The organism is Acetomicrobium sp. UBA5826 (assembly GCF_002433005.1).
Taxonomy (GTDB): domain Bacteria; phylum Synergistota; class Synergistia; order Synergistales; family Acetomicrobiaceae; genus Acetomicrobium.
This window is the reverse complement of record NZ_DJHF01000009.1, coordinates 55,454-75,884: the sequence shown is the minus strand read 5'-3', so window position 1 is coordinate 75,884 and position 20,431 is coordinate 55,454. Positions and strand designations below refer to the sequence as shown.

The 20,431-nt window shown below is 52.0% G+C and carries 18 protein-coding genes; 13 read left to right on the top strand and 5 right to left on the bottom strand.

Annotated elements, in window-relative coordinates; translation table 11 throughout:
* The first annotated feature begins 20 nt into the window (after positions 1-20).
* The 13 genes from B3N34_RS02075 to pheA all read left to right on the top strand — a co-directional run bounded on the left by B3N34_RS02075 (position 21) and on the right by pheA (position 14,290).
* On the top strand, positions 21-3,293 hold the full coding sequence (locus tag B3N34_RS02075) for a pilus assembly protein (RefSeq protein WP_286974507.1): 3,273 nt from the start codon (positions 21-23) through the stop codon (positions 3,291-3,293).
* Between the two features lie 2 nt (positions 3,294-3,295).
* Entirely contained in the window at positions 3,296-3,613 is a 318-nt protein-coding gene (locus tag B3N34_RS02070) for a hypothetical protein (RefSeq protein WP_286974581.1), read from the top strand.
* Between the two features lie 16 nt (positions 3,614-3,629).
* Positions 3,630-4,568, top strand: a complete 939-nt coding sequence (gene pilM / locus B3N34_RS02065) for a type IV pilus biogenesis protein PilM (protein ID WP_286974505.1) — start codon at positions 3,630-3,632, stop codon at positions 4,566-4,568.
* A complete protein-coding gene (locus B3N34_RS02060) occupies positions 4,565-5,179 on the top strand; it encodes a PilN domain-containing protein (protein WP_286974502.1) in 615 nt (204 codons plus the stop codon). The genes pilM (B3N34_RS02065) and B3N34_RS02060 overlap by 4 nt, the downstream gene beginning before the upstream one ends.
* Positions 5,163-5,672: a hypothetical protein gene (locus B3N34_RS02055; protein ID WP_286974500.1), complete on the top strand. Its 510-nt coding sequence runs from the start codon at positions 5,163-5,165 to the stop codon at positions 5,670-5,672. Before B3N34_RS02060 ends, B3N34_RS02055 begins: the two co-directional genes overlap by 17 nt.
* 7 nt (positions 5,673-5,679) lie before the next feature.
* A complete protein-coding gene (locus tag B3N34_RS02050) occupies positions 5,680-6,294 on the top strand; it encodes a hypothetical protein (protein ID WP_286974497.1) in 615 nt (204 codons plus the stop codon).
* On the top strand, positions 6,252-8,063 hold the full coding sequence (locus B3N34_RS02045; protein ID WP_286974494.1) for a secretin N-terminal domain-containing protein: 1,812 nt from the start codon (positions 6,252-6,254) through the stop codon (positions 8,061-8,063). The genes B3N34_RS02050 and B3N34_RS02045 overlap by 43 nt, the downstream gene beginning before the upstream one ends.
* 226 nt (positions 8,064-8,289) lie before the next feature.
* Complete coding sequence (locus tag B3N34_RS02040; RefSeq protein WP_286974491.1) at positions 8,290-9,711, top strand: DUF362 domain-containing protein; 1,422 nt, start codon at positions 8,290-8,292, stop codon at positions 9,709-9,711.
* A 4-nt stretch (positions 9,712-9,715) separates the two neighbouring features.
* The gene (locus B3N34_RS02035) at positions 9,716-10,825 is read left to right on the top strand and encodes a DUF362 domain-containing protein (RefSeq protein ID WP_286974489.1); all 1,110 of its coding nucleotides are present in this window, start codon (positions 9,716-9,718) and stop codon (positions 10,823-10,825) included.
* 13 nt (positions 10,826-10,838) lie between these two features.
* The gene (locus B3N34_RS02030) at positions 10,839-11,726 is read left to right on the top strand and encodes an Mrp/NBP35 family ATP-binding protein (protein WP_286974487.1); all 888 of its coding nucleotides are present in this window, start codon (positions 10,839-10,841) and stop codon (positions 11,724-11,726) included.
* Between the two features lie 6 nt (positions 11,727-11,732).
* Complete coding sequence (locus B3N34_RS02025; protein ID WP_286974485.1) at positions 11,733-12,107, top strand: hypothetical protein; 375 nt, start codon at positions 11,733-11,735, stop codon at positions 12,105-12,107.
* Positions 12,108-12,231: 124 nt separating this feature from the next.
* Entirely contained in the window at positions 12,232-13,185 is a 954-nt protein-coding gene (gene pilM, locus B3N34_RS02020; RefSeq protein WP_286974483.1) for a type IV pilus biogenesis protein PilM, read from the top strand.
* A gap of 31 nt (positions 13,186-13,216) precedes the next feature.
* On the top strand, positions 13,217-14,290 hold the full coding sequence (gene pheA, locus B3N34_RS02015) for a prephenate dehydratase (RefSeq protein WP_286974480.1): 1,074 nt from the start codon (positions 13,217-13,219) through the stop codon (positions 14,288-14,290).
* Positions 14,291-14,342: 52 nt separating this feature from the next.
* Here pheA and aroB read toward each other — a convergent pair whose 3' ends face one another.
* From aroB to aroF, 5 genes are read right to left on the bottom strand one after another with little or no spacing between them, the layout of a single operon-like run.
* A complete protein-coding gene (gene aroB / locus B3N34_RS02010) occupies positions 14,343-16,001 on the bottom strand; it encodes a 3-dehydroquinate synthase (protein ID WP_286974477.1) in 1,659 nt (552 codons plus the stop codon).
* A complete protein-coding gene (aroC, locus tag B3N34_RS02005; RefSeq protein ID WP_286974476.1) occupies positions 15,994-17,163 on the bottom strand; it encodes a chorismate synthase in 1,170 nt (389 codons plus the stop codon). The genes aroB and aroC overlap by 8 nt, the downstream gene beginning before the upstream one ends.
* On the bottom strand, positions 17,160-18,473 hold the full coding sequence (gene aroA / locus B3N34_RS02000; RefSeq protein ID WP_286974474.1) for a 3-phosphoshikimate 1-carboxyvinyltransferase: 1,314 nt from the start codon (positions 18,471-18,473) through the stop codon (positions 17,160-17,162). Before aroA ends, aroC begins: the two co-directional genes overlap by 4 nt.
* On the bottom strand, positions 18,460-19,329 hold the full coding sequence (locus tag B3N34_RS01995) for a prephenate dehydrogenase (protein WP_286974472.1): 870 nt from the start codon (positions 19,327-19,329) through the stop codon (positions 18,460-18,462). The genes aroA and B3N34_RS01995 overlap by 14 nt, the downstream gene beginning before the upstream one ends.
* On the bottom strand, positions 19,311-20,348 hold the full coding sequence (gene aroF / locus B3N34_RS01990; RefSeq protein WP_286974471.1) for a 3-deoxy-7-phosphoheptulonate synthase: 1,038 nt from the start codon (positions 20,346-20,348) through the stop codon (positions 19,311-19,313). The genes B3N34_RS01995 and aroF overlap by 19 nt, the downstream gene beginning before the upstream one ends.
* Between the last annotated feature and the right edge of the window lie 83 nt (positions 20,349-20,431).

Sequence of the window (20,431 nt, the reverse complement as noted above, 5' to 3'; positions counted from 1 at the left end):
CCGCAAAGGGAGCATAACGAATGAAAAAGTTTTTATCAGATATTATTGTCATCAAACGTGTCTTTGTGACGGTGGCGGTTTTGGCCGTCATTGCCTTTGTCCCCTTCGAGGTTTTGCCTCAGGCGGCCGGCGAAGCGCCCGTCCTGCCAAGCTGCAATAAACCCTTGCCCGAAGGCTACGCCCAATCCGTCCAGCCGAACGTACTGCTTCTTTTGGACACCAGCGGCTCGATGATGTTCCTGAGCGGCAGTGACACGTCCACATACGGGGACGGCAGCAAGCCTTATTATGGGAAGTATACAGGATATTATTACGTTGATTGGGGCTGGTGGGGTTGGTGGGGTAGGTGGGAATACGGAACCACAACAGGCTGGCAGAGGTACTTCGGGGAAGATGTTGACCCCACGAACAACGACCCAAACACGGCCTTTAACTACCACCCTAATCTCGTATACATAGATGAGACGGATTTAACGGGCATAAGCCAAAGAGACCGCGATGCATACTTTGCCAAATCCGGCAGTCGGTACCTATATCCCAACGACAGCCGCATGTACAAGTTAAAACTGGTTTTGTGGGAGATTTTAAATGACCCCGGCCTTGTTTCGGGACTGCGAATGGGGCTGGCCACGTATTATCAGCAAGGAAACGACTGGCCTAAGGTTCCAAGCATTGGCGAGTATTATCAATGGCCGCCAACCGACAGCGGACAAAACCAGGCGCTGTCTTGGGAGGGCAGCAGCAGTTGGGACAGGGCGTTGCTCAGGAGGTTTTTCAAGTCCACCGACGAGCCGGGAAGCATTGAGGAGATAACGAAGTGGGTTGACGGCATAGAGGCTTCCGACAACCCCGAGCTTCGCGCCCATGGGGCCACGCCGCTTGCTGCATCCATTTACGGCGCGGACAGTTATCAAACTAATAAAGAACCTTACTACGGTGACGCAAGGCGTTTCTTCCTGATGAGTGGGGCGATAAACGCCTGGTGTCAACAGAACTGGCTGATCGTACTGACCGACGGCGAAGATACTCAAACGTGGCCTTACGACACCTCCCCGGTAACTGCGGTAAAAAATCTCTACGATGAACATACGAAAGCCACTTGGCCCATTATTAACGACAAAAAAGCCCAGCCCGTAAGGACCATGGTCATTGGCCTCATAAACCCTAATGCATCGGGGGTTGATACCCTAAAGGACACACTAAATGAGATGGCCGATGCCGGAGATGATGGCGACAAGGAGAACAACTCAAGCCATGCCTACTTTGCCACCGATGTGGACGAACTCATGCAGGCCTTCAAGGACATATTCAAACAAATACAGAGCTTCAATTCGACCGGGAATGCTCCCCTTGTGAGCCCCCCTATTGGGGGACAGGAAGGAGGGGTTTACGTCCCTAACTTCGTGCCACGCATAGAAAGGCAGTGGAACGGTCATTTATATAAATATACGCTTGATGCGAATGGAGTCATGTTCGAATCTCCCGAATGGGATGCCGGTTCAAAGCTTGATGCCAAACTCTACAGCGAACGAAACGTGTTTACCGTGAACTGGAAAGGCGGAAGCTGGAAGATGGACTTCAAGGACATCAATGCCCAGTCGTTGGCCCCGATGCTCGGGCTTACCCAAGACCAGGCTTCCAAGTTCATAAGATGGGCCCTGGGCAGCGACGAATGGGACGAAGACGCAAGATCAGAAAGATACAAGCTCGGAGACATTTATCACAGCGGCCTGGTGGAGATAGGACCCCCGAGGGGAAGCAGCCCTCACGGGGATTACCGGACATTTAAGGAAAACAATGCGAATAGGGAAAAGCTGGTCTACGTCCAGGCTAACGACGGCATGCTTCATGCCTTTGAAGCCGAAACGGGAGAGGAAAAATGGGCCTTCATCCCTCCAAACGTGCTGGCCGAGGGGCGAATGACGGGGATGAAGCAGGATTTAACAAAAAGTGGCAATACGATCACGGTGACGTGGCTTGATAAGGCAAAATCAAACCCGCGGTATCTGCTCGACGGGACGATGACGGCAGAAGACGTCCTGCTGAGTGACGGTAAATATCACACTGTTTTGCTCGGGCTTTTAGGCTACGCCGGGCCTGGATTTTATGCCTTAGACATCACCGACCCCGACGATCCGCAATTTATGTGGGCCGTGGAAAACGTAATATACAATCGCACGGGAGACCAACTGCTCTCGAATAACAAAAGGTACGTGTCCTATTGGGCGAGAAGCGGGGATACCGTTACACGCACGGATAAGTCCCATGATAAGAAAGAGATACCGGATGACAGCGACCTGAACTACAAAGAACTGCGCCTTACCCAGAGCACGCCGGGCATTGGCTATGTATCGGTCCCTAACGGGACACTGCCAAATACGTGGGTAGCAATCATGGGAAACGGCTCCCAGATGGGAATCAACGATGCCTCTTCCGTGGCGAGCGTCTACGTCATAAACATAGAAAACGGGAAATTGCTTAAGGTGTTAGGGGGTTCTTCCATGAAGCAGATTGTCACGCCAGCAGCCATACTCTGGACCGGCTCTACCCGCCTGGTCAAATATTTCTACGTCGGAGACGATAACGGCAAAATATACGAGGGAGATTTGACCAATTCACAACCCAGCGAATGGAAGATGAGGGACGTCTTCGATATAAAGAGCTCCGTCGGGCCTTCTTACATATTGGATTGCGCATACATCGATCGCAACAAATGGCTTTTCATCAATACCGGGGATTACGAAACCCTGGTGAAGGACAAAAACAAAACGGACTACATGATAGCTGTCAACATCTCCTTGGGCGTAAATAACATGAACGACCTTGCGCAATTGACCTCTGCTGCAGGAAGCGTCAGCACGAACGTAAAGGGGTGGTACATGGAGATACCCAAAGATGAATATGCCACAACACCTCCAGTTTACTATAACGGCCACATCTTCTTTTCGACTTACATAAAGTCAGAAGACCCCTGCAGCGTGGGAAAGAGCCGTATTTACGTCTTAAACGCCACGACCGGCAAAGGCGCCTGGACCGGCGGGGCCAAATACGTGGAGATGGAAGGAGTCAAGGTCTCAGGTATAGTGATTTCCGAGGGGAAGGTTTATGCCGGCGTCACAAAATACCCGCAGGCACAGACTACCATCCCGGGCGATCTGAAAGTCGGAGAAGAGGCTGCCGTCATCCAAAACGGCTTGCTTGTCTTCGACGTCCCGCCCGAGGTGGCAAATTGGGATTCTGCCTACCCGAGCGGCGTCATGGTGCCATCTTACTGGAGGAGGTGGATACCGTGAGGATGTCAAAGTTTTTCCTGCTTTTCTTCGCAGCCTTTCTTTTTGTCATCGTGCCCCTGGCAAAGCCGGGTTTTTGTGAAACGAACATTTACTATGGCATGCTGTCAAAGCTTCAATTAGACCCGCCGTACGTTTTTCTGTCCACGGCAGAGGCGCAGGGGTTAAAGAAGTTCACTTGGGCTGCCGACGAGACGCTTTTCATCGGAGCCGACGGCCAGGAGATGACGCCAAGGCAGTTTGCACAGGCTTACCAGGGTAAAAGCGTGGAAGTTACGGCAGAGGGCTTAAAGGCCAAGGTCGTAAAACGGGTATTTTTTTAAATGAGAAGGTGAAGCGATGTTTGGTAGAAGAAAAAGTTATGCGGGCCTTTCCATAGAGGGGGGGACGATCAGGTACCTGGAGCTTGTCCCTGCGTCTCGCGGCTTTAGGGTCTCGCGAAGCGCCAGAGTAACTCTCGAGGAGGGAGTCGTCGTACAGGACAGAATAGCCAACATGGAGCGCCTTTCGTCGGCCATAGGGAGTCTGCGGACCAAGCTGGGCAGCAAATTCGCTCCCGCAATTACGATATGTTTGCCGCCTCAGGATGCGATCATACGCATTGTCGAGATGCCGAAGATGAGCGTTGAGGACGCCAGGAGCGCCTTCGGGTGGGACTTTGAAAACTACTTTCCCTTTCCGCTTAAAGACGCCACCTTTGACATCGTGCCCGTGGAGACGCCTTCTCCTATTTCGGAGGTCAACATGAGCATGATGGTCGTAGCTTCGCGCCTCACCACGGTAAACGGAATATTGGACATCGCTTCAAAGGAGAATGCCAGGGTCTCAGCCATCGAGCCCTTTGGCAATGCGCTTGTCCGTGGGGCCTTGGGGCCAAACAGCGGCGACGAATCGGGAAGCCTGATATTGTCCGTCGGCGACAGAAGCTCTCAGATAATTGTGACCTACAGGGGCAACGGACTGGTATACAGAACGGTCTTCGTGGGAGCGCTCAGCGAGTTTCAGGGTGGGGTGTCTCATTTTGAGATGCTTATTCAGGAGGTGAGAAACTCCATTACGTTCGGGGCCTCTCAGTACAGGGGTTTGAGCGTAAAGGAGATCCTGCTTTGCAGCGAACATGCCGATAACCAGGAGCTCCAGGATGAATTACAGAGCCTTTCCGACGAATATGCATGTAGCGTGGCAGACTCGTGGGGCAAATGGTCGATAGAGGGCGAACCTGTCGGAGAATATGGGTGGGAAGCCGCAATCGGGCTGGCTGTGAGGGATAGATCATGACTGTAAAGGTGGATTTAAGGCCACTTAGCGTGAGGATATTTGAGAAGAAAAAGGTCGATCTTCCAAGGGTTGTCGCATTGGTGTTGATCCTGGTCTTCGTGGTCGTATCTTGTTTTACAACTGTTTACGGGATATTCGTCTTGAAGGAACTTTCCGCGGAAAGACAGGCCCTTGAGGCGAGCGTGGGAAAGCTCACCCAGGAGAATAAGCGATTGGACGGCTACATCGCGGAGGTTACAGAGCGGCTTGACCTTTACGGAAAGGCTTTGGCCTTATTGAGAGAAGACATACCGTCGATCGAGTTTTTTACGGCGGCTACGGCTGCATTGCCTGAGAACGTGTGGCTTTCCGATGTACAGCTGGTTCCCGGAAAGGCAAACGTCAACGGCTACGCCTTTGCCGAAAACGACATAGCGGCCTTTGCCCTAAAGCTTCTCAATGCAAGTGTAGTCAGCTCCGTAAGCCCATTGGTGACCTCTAAGGAAGAAAGAAAGGGTTCCGAAGGTCTAGGACAAACCCTCGTCAAGTTCAGCTTTTCCTGCACCGTGAAAGATCTTGTGGGAATGCAGGAGTTGGTCGAAGGAGCTGGAAAAAATGAAGATAAACGTTAAAAAAACACTCATAATTTTTGTTTTTTGCCTTATCGTTGGAGGGTTTTTGTGGACCCAGCATTCCATGAGCGCAAGCATCATGGCCGAAAGGAAATCTATAGAAGACCTCTCCAAGCAGGAATTCACCTTAAAGGGGGCGGTTTCGCGAAAATACGCTCTGCTCGACTCCTATCGGGACATACTGCAGAAAGTGGAGGCATTTCAGTTTTCCTTTCCGGCTGATAACGTGGCCTTTTTTGCCTCTCTCGAGAGGATCATGGCGGGAAACGAACTTAAGATAATCAAGGTAAACCCGGTCAGGAAACCTTCGGCTCCTGACAGGACGGGCGTCCAGGTGACATGCGAGGGCGATTACTACAGATTGCTCGATGCCGTTTCCGAGATGCGTGACAACAAGATGATCGTGTGCCTTTCTTCCCTGCGCGTTACCGGAAATGGCAGCGGGCCTGTGAGCGCCGATATGTCTGTAGAGACCATAATGCGAGGGAAGTGAGAAGGACATGGGAGAATCCTGGAGAGATGCTTTATCTTCGTTGTGGCAGGGGCTTCTTTACGGGGGCGGGAGCGCCCGTTTCCTGCGGATCCTTTTGGCCGTCTTGCTTGTAGCCAGCATCGGATGGTCGATATACCTTTACATGCAGATCGTCACCATCTCCCGCATACCCCCTGTTGAGGCGCCGCTCCTTAAGCCTGCGGCTGAGCAGGACCAGAAGTACGCGGAGCTTGCTAAGGGGTTCGAGGAGGTTGCGCAAGTGCGTACCGGAAACAGAGAGGCTTCCTACATGGCTTCGGCGCTGGGCAGGTATGCCTTTAACGAGCCTCCGATGCCGATAGTGCAGGAGGCGGTGGCAAAGGAGGCCGTACAAAGTGACATGGCTCCTTCTTTGGCGGTGGAGCAAGTGTATTTGCCTCCCTACATGGAAGTTCGCGCCATCATGATATTGGATAAAAGGCCGATGGCACTGATGAACATCGAGGGCGAAGGTGACGGCCTTGTAGTCTCGCCGGGTTACAGGTTCGGAGACGGACGGGGCAGGGTAGTGAGCATTACCCAGACGAAGGTGGTGGTATTATGGGCAGGAACGAAAATGGAATTAGGGATGGATGTGCTATGAGAAAGACTAAAGAGGTCGGCTTTATGCTCGTCGTGGTGTTTTTATGTTTCGCCCTCTGCTCTTTTACGGGCGGGAAGGCGATGGCGCAAACGGGCAGTACGTCGCCGGTTCAGATACCGCCGGATGCTCCTTTATTCGGTGGGGTCATGGTACATCAGGTGGGTTCAAATCTCTTGCTAGTGGAGGTGAAGGGGACGAAATTGCCGCTCCCTCAGCTTTTGTTCAACAATCCGGGGGAAATGGTCTTCTTTTTCGAGGATGCCTATATCCCTGCACAGAAGTGGTCCAGAAGCTACAGCTTTCCCCTTTTGAGCGGCATAGAAGTACAAAACGTCGAAGGCGGCCTCGAAATGCGTCTTTTTACCACAGAGCCTCTTGAAATAAAGGAGATAAAGGGAACTGAGCCTGCCCCCCTTTACAAGATACATATTGTAAAGCAAGGCGTCAAAGCCCCTGAGGAGCCGCCGAAGAAAGTCGATGAAACACCCCCTCTCTCGCTTAAAACGGGGCCCATGGATCCTATGTCCCTCTCCACCCCAGTGACCCTCGAACTTAGGGACACCGAGCTCAAAGACGTCTTGAGGATGCTCGCCAAGTTCATGGGCATAAACATCATAATAGACCCTTCAGTGCCGCCTACTACGATGACTTTAAGCGTAAAGGATGCGCCCTTGAGAGAAGTTTTGGCCTATGTAATGCGTATTAACAACTTGAATTACGCCATGATGGGAAATACTATTTTGTTTGGGACCCCGGAAAACCTGGGCAAATCGCTGGGGATGGAGCAGACGAAGTCCTTCAAGATAGCTTATGCCGATCCTAAGCAGGTGCCCGCTATCCTCCAGAGCCTTGTCGGGATAACCAACGTAGCTGTGGACGAGAGGCTTCGGACGGTGTATGTGACGGGAAGGCCCGACAATTTGAGGGACGTTGAACAACTGCTTCAAAGGATCGACCATCCCGGACGTCAGGTCATGCTTCAGGCGCGCCTCATAGAGGTCAGGGACACCGGCAGGAAGGAACTGGAGAGCATCGTAGATGCCGTCTACAAGCACTGGTGGTTTTCCTACGGAGCAGGCGGCGGTGCCATAGGCTATGTTCATGCGAGCGAACCCGACAAGTTCGATCCCGACGACGACAGGCCAACCTCGCCTCAGGACGTGGACCTCGTTGACATAACCGACGGCACGCTCAGGCTTTTGGATGTCGGCATAAGGAATCTGGTCGAATCCAACAAGGCAGATATACTAGCAAGCCCTTCGGTCGTTACCGTCGACGGGCAGAAGGCATCCATCGCCTTGACCACGAACATCAAATACATTTCCGAACGCGACGATGCCGGGAATCCCGTATACAGTGAGGAGCGAGTCGGCCCTAAGCTCGATTTTACTCCTATTGTAGGCAGGGACGACACGGTTACCATAAACGTTGCCATCTCGACCGGCGAAGTGGTGGAGTGGAGGTCGGGAGGAATGGGGGAGGAAGTTCCCGTCACCAGCTCCCGTGAAGTGACCACCATGGTGAGGGTAAGAAACGGAGAACCCTTCGTCATAGGCGGCTTGTTTGACAGGAGAAAGACCGATACGGTTTCCAGAATTCCTGTGCTGTCCGATATTCCTCTGCTGGGGGAGATATTCAAGACCCGCGTAAAGAGGGACGAAGAATCGGAAGTCGTAACCGTGGTGGTTCCCTACATACTGGATGTTCCTGATACCTCCATAGAGGTGGGCGAGCTTGGAAGCTTGAGCCCGGGTGCCGTAAAAAAGTGACGTTGCACCTTTGAGGAGGCAGGTTGTTTGCAAGAGGCCCATTGCCGATAGGCAGGGGCCTTTTCGTATCTAAAGGCTTTGTAATGACAATTGGTATCCAAATGAAATGGCTGCATAAGACCGCATCGTTCTTTTGCCAGTATCATAGTTTACCTGGATATAAATTGGTGTTAAAATAAATAAACAGAAATTACATTTTTATGCCTTTTCTGAGGGGGGATTGGAAATGGCAAAACAAAAGGTGTGGTTTGCCAATGCCAACGCGACAAACTGGGTAGAATCCCTTGTTCCGAAGGCCAAAGATCTCTTCTACGAAGCCAAGCTAAACGAATGCATCGAAAAAGGAGACAGCGTAGCTATAAAGATACACTTCGGCGAATGGAACAGGACAAGGTGCTTGCGTCCCGAGTTGGTTGCCGCAATAGTCGAGGAAGTCAAGGCCTGCGGAGGAAGACCTTTCGTTTGCGACACTACTACGCTTACCTATCAACCCTACAGCTCGAGGTTTATCGGAAACCTCGCGCTTGAGACCGCCGCAAGACACGGATTTACCGAGGCCTCCATGGGCTGTCCCGTCGTAGTGGCAGACGGCTTTTCAGGAGACGACGACGTTAGGGTGGAGGTTCCGACGGGCGTCCTACTCAAAGAGGCGTACGTCGCTGCGGCCATAGCGCATGCTGACGCCATGATAAACCTGGCCCACGCAAAGGGGCACCCCGTTGCTTCTTACGGCGGATGCATCAAGAACATTGGCATAGGCGGTCAGTCCAAACGGGGCAAGTACCATGAACATTTAGCCCACTGGGGAAGCCCCGAGGACTTCCTGGGATGGCCCGCAAGATATCCCGAGAAATGCCTGGGCCTGGATTGTCCCTTCCATAAACTGTGCGAGGACTCCTGCCCAAGAGGAGCATATCACATCGACGAAAAGGGACATCACTTCGACGCGGAAAAGTGCTGGCTTTGCTACTCCTGTCAGATAACGTGCATGTTCACGGGGCATGAGTGCATGGTCTTTATCCCCGATTACTTCCCCTATGCGCAGATAGCCATGGCAGATGCGGCCAAAGGCGTCATGCTCACCTTTGAGGAGGGCAAGGTCGGACATATGGCCTACTGTATAGACGTGGATCCCAACTGCGACTGCATTCCCTGGGCTGCGCTTCCCGTGGTACCAGACATCGGCGTGTTCGCCTCCAAAGATCCCGTTGCCATAGATGCCGCCATACTTGACATGATAGATGCCGCTCCGGCCTATCCAGGCGGTGCCAACAAGGCCTTGGAAAGCGTGGAGGGCGGTTATAAGCAGGGCCAAGACAAGTTTGCGATAACCCAGGGCACCTCTCCAAGGTACCAGCTTACCACAGGCGTTAAAAACGGATTGGGCAATATGGAATATGAGATCGTAACCTATACGCCTCCTTATAACGAAGAGCACATTGCAAAGTGGCAGATCAGGCCGACGCCTACGACCCTCATCCAGAGAGAGATGTGGAAGAAGCGCGATTTCGTCCTCGAGGCTGCTCCTTATAGGAGAGTTCCCTTCGAGGAAAAGCCGAGCCATGAGGAGTTCAAGGCAGGCGACAGGAAGGAATATCTGAAGAAACTTCCCGTCAAGGAATGGGCTGACGCTGTAGGAAAGGACTAACCACATGTCTGTCGTGAATTTTGTGGGCGCAAGGGAGCGATGCAACTCCTCGAACTTGATAAAGCGCTTCGGCGAGGCTTTAAAACGAAGCGAACTTCGGGATATGTTTTCTCCGGGCGAGCTGATTGCCGTCAAATTCGAGGTAGGAGAGAGGGAAAACCTTAATCACATAAGGCCATTGCTCGTCAAGGCAGTTGTCGACGCGGTTTACTCCCTGGGAGGACAACCGCTGTTAGTCGATACCTTGAGCATGGGTTCAAAGGCCTCGGAGGTGGGCAGCAGGTGGCTTGAGGCAGCAGCCTTGCACGGTTTTGACGTGACGAGCCTGGGCAGAAAGCCAATGTTGGCCGACGGATATACGGGAGAAGAAGATCTGTTGATCCCCCTCGAAGGCGAAGAACTGGGCGGCGTAGAAGTAGCAAGGGCCGTAGCCGAGTCTCAAGCTCTCATCGTAATATCTCACGTTACGGCCCACCCCTTTGCTGGCTTGTCGGGGGCGCTAGTTTCCTGTGGTGTCGGTTGTTCGTCTTCGAAGGGAAAGGAGAGGATCCATGCTCCCTTGCGCCCTATTTTTATCGAAGATCGTTGCGACGGATGCGGCCAATGTGTGATACACTGCCCGCATGGTGCGGTACAGGTGGAGGGGGGTTGGCCTCGGCTCGAAGAAAAAGCCTGCAGAGGTTGCGCTTATTACTGCACGGCCTCCTGTCCGACGGGTGCAGTAGTTGTTGATAGAGATTCAGCCCGACGTTTTCAAAAGCGAACAGTCGATGCGGCCTGGGCCGTCGATATCGCCCTCCAGGGAAAGGTCTTTTACGTAAATATTTTAATGGACGTATCTCCCTATCCTGACTGTTATCCCCTTTCGGACGTTCCCTTCATTTCGGATCAAGGCATTTTAATGTCCTTCGATCCCGTTGCTTTAGATTTCGCCTCTATCCAATTGATAGACGAGGCCTTTGGCATAAGGGGCTCGATCGCCGAAGAGTGTGAGGCATTAAGCCCTTCGGAGGAGAAGCTTTTTAAGATAACGGGGATGAAGCCTCAAGATATGCTTTTATATGCGGAAAGAATGGGGCTTGGGAGCGCCGACTTTGAAACCTGTTGGATGTGAGGTGAGTTAAATCGTGAACGTTAACCTTGAAAGAGAACAATTCGAAGCCATGAAAGCGAGGATCAGAGAGGAGGCGCTCAGGACCAAAGGACCTCTGGCAATGGCTTTAAAGGACATCAAGCACAAAATTGCCATATTAAGCGGCAAAGGCGGTGTTGGAAAGACCGTAGTAACCGTTAATTTGGCCTCGGCCTTGAAGAGGAGGGGCTATGAAGTCTGCATCTTTGATGCCGACCTTCACGGTCCCGCCGTTCCGAGGGCCTTGGGTTTGCTGGGAAGGATGGATGTCGTAAGCGAACACGATCATCCCGGACATCACGATCTCCGTCTCAATCCCTTGACTTCATTAAAGGGCATAAAGGTCGTTTCCGTGGCCTCCATGTGGGCTACGCAGGAGCAACCCATAATGTGGAAGGGTGCTCACAAGATGCGCGCTATAAGGCAGCTCATAGCATCTGTAAATTGGGGAACGGCCGACTTTCTGCTTGTGGACCTCCCTCCGGGCACGGGAGATGAGGTTCAAACAGTGATGAGATCTATACCTGAGCTGGACGGAATGCTCGTCGTTACCACCCCGCAGGGGGTCTCTGCCATGGTATGCTCGCGGGCTATAAGTGCTGCAAAGGAGCTCGATATACCTCTCCTGGGTCTCGTGGAAAATATGAGTTCGCTCAAGTGCCCCGCCTGCGGAGAAAAGATGTATCCCTTCGGAAAAGGCGAGGGCGAAAAGTTGGCTCGTTTAATGAACATTCCCTTCCTGGGCGATATACCCATCGAGCTCGATATGGGTCAGTGCGTTGATGACGGCGTTCCTCTTGTGGACAAGAAACCCGATTCCGCTTTTGCTCGGACCTTAGACGATATAGCATCAAAATTAACGGCATCCCTCAAAAAGAAGTGATGTCCCATGGCAGACGTAAAAGGTATCCCCGAAAGTAACGAGAAATATGAAGGCGGCTTTCTTCAAGAGGTCGTCCGCATCGGGAAAGGAGCCCTAAGGCTTTTGTACCGTCTGAATACGGACGAGATAACATTGGATGAATTCGTCGATGGCCTGATAAAGTTAAACGCTTCGGACGTCTTGACGAAATACTGGGCCTACGATGAAGGCGACAGCTACGTTCTGGACCTCGGACGGCAAATCCTTTGGCTGATCAATTCCCTCGAAAGAGATTGTTACTATCAATTTGAACGTTACGGAATAACCGCCTTCCACGAAGATTTCCGCGAACTTAGGGATTACCTTTTGGCGCTGGAGAAGCACTGCAGGATAAAGATATGAATTACGGAACCACAGAAAGGAGCCTGCTAAGAAATACATTCATATAAAGTATACCTAATCCTGGTGCCTAAATTTGCCGTATGGTGTTATTATCGATCCAGCATATACGAACGGAAGTGATCTTATGAAAAGGAATCTACGCCGCGGCATATCCATAACAGGAGAAGGACTTCGCTACGTGGAGCTTGAAAGGGAAGGCAGATCCATAAAATGCAACGCTCATATCAAGGTCTACCTTTCTCAAAAAACAATAAAGACGGAAAGCATTAGAGACACGGATTTATTGTATGCAGCACTTAGAAAATTAAAGCTGAAGATAGGCCGCTTTGGAAAGATAAAAGCGGCCTTTGGCATTCCTATAAGGGATAGCCATATCGGGTTTGCCGACTTTCCAGGGGATATGGACTTTGAGGACGTAAAAAAATCCCTTTACTGGCAATTGGAAGATCTTTTTCCTATTTCCGGCGAAAAGGCCTATTATGATACAGTGGAAATTGACTTTCCTCGCTGTAATGGCATAGATGAGAAGGGATCATTTAAAAAATATCTTGTCGCTGCCTCCGGAAAGGACCTTGTGGATAAAATTATGGAAGCTGCCATGAAAGCGGGTTTTTTGCCCTCCGCTTTGGAGCCCGTTAGTCTGGCCCTAACGAGAACGGTAGGTTTTCATGTTGAAAGCGCAAGGCGCCGCGATTCGTCTTTTGACAGAGGAACGTTGTGTTTGTTTCCCGGTGACTCGATTTCCATGATCTCATTGAATTACAGAGGAAATGACATATTTTACAGGCCCGTTATGGTAGGACGAAAAACGGCCTCCGAAAATTTAATCCAAAGTTTCATAAAAGAGATAAAGTTTACCTTGGATTATCTATACGGTTTTTATCCCTGGATCGAAATAGATCGTTTGTTTTTGGTCGCCTCCGATAAATTTGGGGTGTCGTTAAAGACAGCGTCGCAATCTGTACTGAACCTTGTTACGGTTTTGTTCAATCCCTGGGATAGTTTTTCGTCCCACGAGCGGCCCAAAGGATATGGCTGGGAGGCATCGCTGGGCTTGGCCCTCAGAGATATTGTATAATTGCTAGAAACGAAAAGAGGGAGGCCTGGAGATGTCCGATCAAGAACTTCACGCTTTGAGGAAAGAGATCGAATCCATAGACGAGGAGTTGCTTCGTCTTCTCGAAAGGCGGGTTAGCTTGGCCAAAGGGATAGGCGAGGTTAAAGGCGGCGCTCCTGTCTACGATCCCTTGAGGGAAATTGAGGTCCTGGACAGGCTTTGCGGCTTGGCCAGAAATGTGGATCCCAAATTCGTCCGCCTGCTTTTTGGCGAGGTGATATCCTTTTGCAGGTCCGTTCAAAGGCCTGCCGCCGTCGCTTGCATGGGACCCGAGGGCTCCTTTTCCCACGAAGCGGCCTTTGCCCTATTGGGGAGGTCAATAGATCTTGTCTTCGTCGAAGATCCGGCACAGGTCTTAAGCTCCATCTCAAAGGGAAAAGCTCAAATGGGCGTTGTGCCCGTGGAAAACACCACGGAGGGCACCGTATACGCCACTTTAGATGCCTTTGCCACTGCTGATCAAAGTTTATCTGTTGTAGGGGAGGGACAGCTTCCCATAAGGCTGGTGTTGGCAAGCTGTGAGAATTCTTTTTCCGACATCGAAGAGGTTTACTCCCACCCCCAGCCCTTTGGGCAGTGCAGAAACTGGCTTAGCAGAAACCTGCCGGGAGTGAGGCTAATACCCACTTCAAGCACCAGCTATGCGGCTAACATCGCAAAGTCGAAACAAAAGAGCGCCGCCATCTGCGGAAAGCTGGCGGCCGAACTGAAAGGTCTTAACATTTTAGAGGAGGGCATTGAAGATAGCCCTTACAACGCCACGAGGTTCTGGCTTGTCGGACATGCTTACGAGGGCAGGTCCAAGAGAAACAAGACATCCATATTGTTTAATGTATCCCACAAGCCGGGCACTTTATTTCAGGCTTTGGAGCCCCTGTACAGAGCAGGGCTTAACCTCACTCTGATCCAGTCTCGCCCCCTTCCGGGAAATCCCTTTGAGTATTTCTTTTTCGTCGATTTCGAGGGAGACGCAGAAGACAAGAAGGTAAAGGAAGCCCTCGCAACGATGAATTCCAGGGTGGAAAGGCTTCGCGTCCTGGGCTCTTACCCTCAAATACGAAGATGAGCTTGACTTAAGCCCATCAGGTTGTCTTCCCGCAATGAACGATATCTTCGAATTATCGGCCTCCGGCCCTTTCGTAGGCCTTTTTTAAAAGGTCTGTATCTACCTCCATCATCTCGCATTTGCAGCCTTCCCTCGGCAAGATGAACATGGGCTTTAAACCGACGAACTTTTTGTCCCTCATGACGTAAGGGAGAATGCTGTCGAAATCTGCGCAAGGTTTTGTGGGCAGGCCGAAATGTTCGAGCAGGTAGAGTAGCTCGGCCAGGGTGCCTTTGCTTTCCAATTCAAGTATGACGGCAAGGTGCGTCGCCACGACCATTCCGACGGCCACGGCGTCTCCGTGTTTTATGCCGCCGTATCCCTGAAGGGCTTCCAGCCCGTGGGCAATCGTGTGACCGAGATTGAGGCGGCTCCTTGCCCCCGTCATCTCTCTTTCGTCTTCTTCCACCACCGATGCTTTGAGCTTTATACAACGTTTTACCATTTTTAGCAAGGTTTCGGGATCTCTTTCTGCGATCGAGTCCCTATTTTCCGAAAGCCAACTCAGAAATTCCCTGTCCTCCCCCAGCCCGTACTTAATGACCTCGGCCATGCCCTGCCTGAACTCCTCGTCGGGTAAACTCAGGAGGCAGTTTACGTCGACGATCACGGCGCAGGGCTGATGAAAGGTGCCAACGAGGTTTTTGCCCTCAGGCAGGTTTACGGCCGTCTTTCCACCAATGGCGCTGTCTACCTGCGCGATGAGGGTGGTGGGGATATGTATGATATCTATGCCCCGCATCCAAGTGGAGGCTGCAAAGCCCGCCGTATCTCCCACGCAGCCGCCGCCTAAAGCTACTATAAGCCCCTTCCTATCAACGTTGTTTCGTGCCAGATCTTCGTAGAGCAGCGAAAGCCGGCTTAAGGATTTCCCCCTTTCTCCTCTGGGCAGCAAGTGTACGCCCTTCAAGTTTTTAAAGTTCCTGGAAAATAAGGAGAAGGTAAGGGGATCGCTTACCAAAAAGGCAGAGCTGAATTTTTTTGGGACGATCTCCGACATAATGTCCTCGCAAAAGGCCAATATGTCGCTTCCCACCAGGACGGGATATTCTGCATTTGCCGTTTTTACTGGGATCGTTTCGACTTTCTTGGGTTGTTTGATTTCGGGAAAGAGGTCGGCGAGCATATCTATTACGCTCATGGCTACTTCGTCAACGAAGAGGTCGTCCGTCCGGACCCGGATATGAGCCTTGCTGTAGGCTTCTCGCCTCCGATTCATGAGTTCTGCCACGGATTCTTCTTTCAGGAGAGGTCTCTTGCCGGGTTCGTTGGATGCCCGTTTTAGGATCGTTTCTATGGCAGCGTCCAAAATTATCAAAGTACCATTCGCGAAAATCTTGGCCTTATTCTCGGGGTTGACGAGCACACCTCCGCCGAGGCCTACTATCACGTTTTTAAGCTTGAAGGTCTCCTCTAAGGCTTCCGCTTCGAGGGCTCTGAAGTAAAGTTCACCATGCTTTTGGAATATCTCGGCTACGCTCATCCCGGCCATGGCCTCGACGAGGTCATCGGTATCGACGAAGGGGAAGCCCGTCAGCTCCGCAAGCTTTCTTCCGACAGACGTCTTGCCCGCTGCCATGAATCCGCCCAGGTAGAGTCTGAAGGGTTTTGAAACAGCCTTACCTTTTGCCTGAGACTCCTTTATCTTTGTAATTTGAGCTATGTCAGACATGAAACATCCTCCTCGTCCTCTTTGTATGTTCCTCGAATCGGGATCGCAAATCTTCCATCCTGTCGCCGCCGAATTGCTCACACAGGGCCTGTGCGAGCACCAGCGACGTCATCGCCTCTCCCACCACAGAGGCAGCGGGCACGACGCAAACGTCCCCCCGTTCCACGTGAGCCGAAGTTTCCCTTTTAGTCCGCACGTCGAAGGTGCGAAGGGGCTTTTTTAAAGTAGGTATTGGCTTTAAAGCGACGTGAAGGGTCAATTCCTCGCCGTTAGTTACGCCACCTTCTATGCCGCCGGCGTTGTTCGTCCGGCGAATCCAAAGGCCTGAGGAGAGTACGAACTCGTCGTGTACTTCGCTGCCTGGCCTCTGTGAAAGGCCGAAACCGCCGCCTATCTCCACTCCCTTGGCGGAAGGTATGGACATCAAAGCCTGAGCAAGGCGTCCGTCCAGGCGTCTGTCCCATTCGCTGTAAGATCCTATGCCGGCGGGGACGTTTTTCACGGATATTGCGAAAGTACCGCCCAGGGAATCGCCGGAGCTTCTGGCTTCGTCTATGATCGACATAATTTCTTCTTCGTCTTCCTCCCTCGGAAGGCCCATGTCGGAAGAGCAGGCCCTGGTCCATTCTTCCTCGCTTCGGGGCAGGCCGATCGATCGTGGTCCTACGGATGTGACGGAACTTCTCACGGCTACGCCCAGGTCTTCTAAAAGCCTCCTGCATAATGTCCCTGCTATCGTCCAGGCAGCGGTGGCCCTTGCGCTTGTCCGCTCCAATACGTTTCTTGCCTCTTCAAATCCGAACTTTGCCATGCCCGACGCGTCGGCGTGTCCCGGCCTTGGCTTTGTTATCTCCCTCTCTTTGGCCTCGTCTTCTTTCAAGTCGAAGGCGTCCATGGCGTCCTTCCACTTTTCCCACTCGCTGTTGTGAAGGACCACCCCAATGGGGTTTCCCGTCGTAACTTTTCCCCTGACGCCGCTGTAAAACTCGAACTCGTCCCTTTCAAGTTTCATGCGTTCCCCTCTGCCGTAGCCACGCCTTCTTCTGGAAAGCTGCTCTTCGATGCAGTCCTTCGATATGGGAAGGCCTGCTGGCAGACCTTCGAGGATGATCAGATAACCCTTGCCGTGTGACTCGCCGCTGGACAGCATGCGAATGCTCATGACGACACCCTCTCCTTCGGTTGGGATTTCGTCGTCAGGGCCTTTAAGTCCTCGAAAAAAGAGGGGTAGGATATGTGTACGCAACTTTCGCCTTCAAGTATCACTCTGTCCTCTGCGACCAGTCCGGCTACAGCAAGGGCCATTGCTATCCGGTGGTCGCCGAAGCTTTTGAGCCTTGTGCCGGAAAGTTTTGTTTTGCCCCTTATGATCCAGCCGTCTTTAAGTTCTTCTATTTGGGCGCCCATCCTCTTGAGGCCTTCAGTCATGGCGTGAATCCTGTCGCTTTCCTTTACCCTGAGCTCGCCGGCGCCCCTTATTTCGGTGGTCCCTTCTGCCTGGGTGGCTGCCACGGCCAGGACGGGAAGTTCGTCTATCATGGAGGGTATCTCTTCGGGCATTACCTTTGTGCCCTTAAGAGACGACGACTTCACCGCGATGGTGGCCATCCTTTCTCCCCCGCTCAGGGTCTCGTCTTCGATGCTGTAATCCAGCCCCATTCTTTGAAGCACCCTTAGAAGTCCTGTCCTCGTAGGATTTACGTTGACCTTTTTGATATGAAGTTCGCTTTCCCCGGTAATGGCTGCAGCCACTATCCAAAAGGCGGCAGCAGAAAAATCTCCCGGTATAGTCCAGCTTGCTCCCTTAAGGGTAGAAGCGGGGTACACAGTGACCTCAAGGCCCTTCCTGAAGATGGGGATTCCCAGGTGTTCCAGCATTATCTCTGTGTGGTCCCTCGTAAGGATAGGCTCGATCACTGTAGTTGCTCCCTGCGCTCTAAGGCCGGCGAAAAGTATTGCCGTCTTCACCTGAGCGCTTGCTACCTGGAGGGTGTGAACGCCGCCCGTAAGCTTTCTTCCTCTAACCGCCAGGGGAAGCTTCTCTCCGAATTCCCTTCCGTCTATCTTTGCGCCCATGGCGACTAGCGGCTTGGCAACTCTTCCCATAGGTCTTCTCTTCAGGCTTTCATCGCCCGTGATGACGGCAAATATGTTGGGGATTCCCGATATCAGTCCCAATAAGAGCCTGGCCGTGGTCCCGGAGTTCCCGGCGTCCAAGACATCGCTTGGCTCTTTTAAGCCGTCAGGGGCTTTTACCGATACCTTGCCTGAGACGGCATCTCTGTTGACTTCGCAGCCCATCGTCCTAAGGCACGAAAGGGTGCTCGTGCAGTCCTCTCCCGGAGAAAAATTTTCCACTTCTATGCCTTCCCTCGAAAGAGACCCCAGCAGGGCAGCTCTATGGGATATTGATTTGTCGCCCGGTACCTTTATCTCGCCGACAATTCCTTCTTGCGGTCTAATTTCTATCACTTATCTCACCTCGTCGCTTTAGCAGTGATTCCCTTGCCTCTTTGGCCTCGGTCGCAAAATCGGACAAATTCTCCGGCTCCACCTCTGACAACTTGGATAAAATATCTATAAATTCCTTTATCACCTTTTTTATAAAGCCTCTATTCGTCTCCCATACGTCGGTTACGAGCCAGGGAGGGCAAGATGCCACTCTCGTAGTGTCTTTGAAACCGCCGGCTATGAAATATGGAAGTTTATGGTTTTTAGAAGCTCCCTTGAATGCCGACAAGGCAAGGCTAATGGCCATAAACATGGGAAGATGGCTCGTAAGGGCCACAATTTCGTCGTGTTCTTCCGGATCTGTTATTACGGGGAGCATACCTAGGGCGCAGATGAGGTCTTTGGCCATCTTCGTAGCTTCGCCGTCAGAAATTTCGGTGGGAACCAGCGCGCAAACGGCGCCATAGAGCATTTCTGCTGTTGCGTTTTGGATGCCGCCCTTTTCCTTGCCCGCCATGGGATGAAGCCCTACGTATTTTTCCTTCCAGATAAGGGATAATTCCTTTGACAGAGCATATTTGGTGCTGGCCGTATCCACAACGGCCTTTAAGTTTTTACCCGCAAGAGGGGCCAATGTTTTGCTTAAGGCGGTCATTTTGCTTGGCGGAGTGGCTATGATCAAAAGATCGGTTTCTTCGACCGTTTCTTCCGGGCTGGCGATCGAAGTTATGACTTTTGATGAAAGGGCATGCTCCAGCACGTTTCCGTCCACGTCCCAACCGAGGACCCTGTCGACGGAGCGGCTTTCGAGCAATCCTTTCCCCATGGAGCCGCCTATAAGCCCAAGCCCTACGATGCCTACGCTGCTACAGAGCATTTCGATCCCTCCAGAATTTTTCTGGGCATTACGGAAAGCAGTCTTTTGATCGATTTCATCAGTTTGTCGAACTCCTCCAGGTCGAGCGATTGGTCGCCGTCGCTTACCGCTTCCTGGGGATTCGGGTGCACCTCTACGATCAGGCCGTCGGCTCCCGCGGCAAGGGCAGCCAGGCTCATGCTGGGAACGAGCTCGCTGCTGCCCGTTCCGTGGCTGGGATCTACGATCACAGGCAAATGGCTTAAACTCTTGACCAGAGGGACAGCGTTTAGATCCAGTGTGTTTCTCGTCCTTTTTTCGAAACTTCTTATTCCCCTCTCGCAGAGTATGACGTTGAAGTTTCCGCCGGCCATGATGTATTCCGCAGCTTGTAGCCATTCGTCTATGGTGGCCATCATGCCCCTTTTAAGCAGAACTGGTTTGTCGACCTTGCCTAAGGCCTTGAGGAGGGAGAAGTTCTGCATGTTTCGGGAACCGACCTGTAGGATGTCGGTGTGGGGGAGCATGAAGTCGATGTCTTCTGGGGTCATTATTTCCGTGACGATTGGAAGGCCCGAGATTTTTTTTGCCTCTGCCAGCAGAGCCAAGCCCTCGATGCCGAGCCCCTGGAAGGTGTACGGATTGGTCCTCGGCTTGTAAGCGCCTCCTCTAAGCGCCAGAGCTCCGGATCTTTTTACCGATTGTGCCGTCTTTACAATCTGCTCCTTTCCCTCTACAGCACAGGGGCCGGCAATGATGAGCACGTTCCCTCCGCCCACGGAGATTCCCGGTGCTATATTCACTATGCTGTCTTTTTTATGCCACTCTCTGCTTGCCAAAGAGAAGGGCAACTTAACCTTGGTCACCTGATCTACTTCCGGCATCGTCTTTATGCTGACCTCGTCGATCTCCCCTTCGGCCAACAGGATTGCCTCTGGTTCCTCCTTTGCGATCCTGGCCCTTATCCCTATTTGGTCTAATTTCATTAAAAGCCTTCCTGCCGATTCTCCTCTTTTTGTCTTTACGATGGCTCTTTCCATCTTCTTTCCCTCCCTTTTGAAATAAAAAAATCCGGGGTTCGGCTTTGAGACCGAACCCCGGATTTAATCTACTATTATGTTAC

Bases quoted from the DNA above. Each gene is read 5' to 3' on its own strand.
- B3N34_RS02075 (WP_286974507.1), top strand. From the start codon at position 21: ATGAAAAAGTTTTTATCAGATATTATTGTCATCAAACGTGTCTTTGTG.
- B3N34_RS02070 (WP_286974581.1), top strand. From the start codon at position 3,296: ATGTCAAAGTTTTTCCTGCTTTTCTTCGCAGCCTTTCTTTTTGTCATC.
- pilM (WP_286974505.1), top strand. From the start codon at position 3,630: ATGTTTGGTAGAAGAAAAAGTTATGCGGGCCTTTCCATAGAGGGGGGG.
- B3N34_RS02060 (WP_286974502.1), top strand. From the start codon at position 4,565: ATGACTGTAAAGGTGGATTTAAGGCCACTTAGCGTGAGGATATTTGAG.
- B3N34_RS02055 (WP_286974500.1), top strand. From the start codon at position 5,163: ATGAAGATAAACGTTAAAAAAACACTCATAATTTTTGTTTTTTGCCTT.
- B3N34_RS02050 (WP_286974497.1), top strand. From the start codon at position 5,680: ATGGGAGAATCCTGGAGAGATGCTTTATCTTCGTTGTGGCAGGGGCTT.
- B3N34_RS02045 (WP_286974494.1), top strand. From the start codon at position 6,252: ATGGGCAGGAACGAAAATGGAATTAGGGATGGATGTGCTATGAGAAAG.
- B3N34_RS02040 (WP_286974491.1), top strand. From the start codon at position 8,290: ATGGCAAAACAAAAGGTGTGGTTTGCCAATGCCAACGCGACAAACTGG.
- B3N34_RS02035 (WP_286974489.1), top strand. From the start codon at position 9,716: ATGTCTGTCGTGAATTTTGTGGGCGCAAGGGAGCGATGCAACTCCTCG.
- B3N34_RS02025 (WP_286974485.1), top strand. From the start codon at position 11,733: ATGGCAGACGTAAAAGGTATCCCCGAAAGTAACGAGAAATATGAAGGC.
- pilM (WP_286974483.1), top strand. From the start codon at position 12,232: ATGAAAAGGAATCTACGCCGCGGCATATCCATAACAGGAGAAGGACTT.
- pheA (WP_286974480.1), top strand. From the start codon at position 13,217: ATGTCCGATCAAGAACTTCACGCTTTGAGGAAAGAGATCGAATCCATA.
- aroB (WP_286974477.1), bottom strand. From the start codon at position 16,001: ATGTCTGACATAGCTCAAATTACAAAGATAAAGGAGTCTCAGGCAAAA.
- aroC (WP_286974476.1), bottom strand. From the start codon at position 17,163: ATGAGCATTCGCATGCTGTCCAGCGGCGAGTCACACGGCAAGGGTTAT.
- B3N34_RS01995 (WP_286974472.1), bottom strand. From the start codon at position 19,329: ATGCTCTGTAGCAGCGTAGGCATCGTAGGGCTTGGGCTTATAGGCGGC.
- aroF (WP_286974471.1), bottom strand. From the start codon at position 20,348: ATGGAAAGAGCCATCGTAAAGACAAAAAGAGGAGAATCGGCAGGAAGG.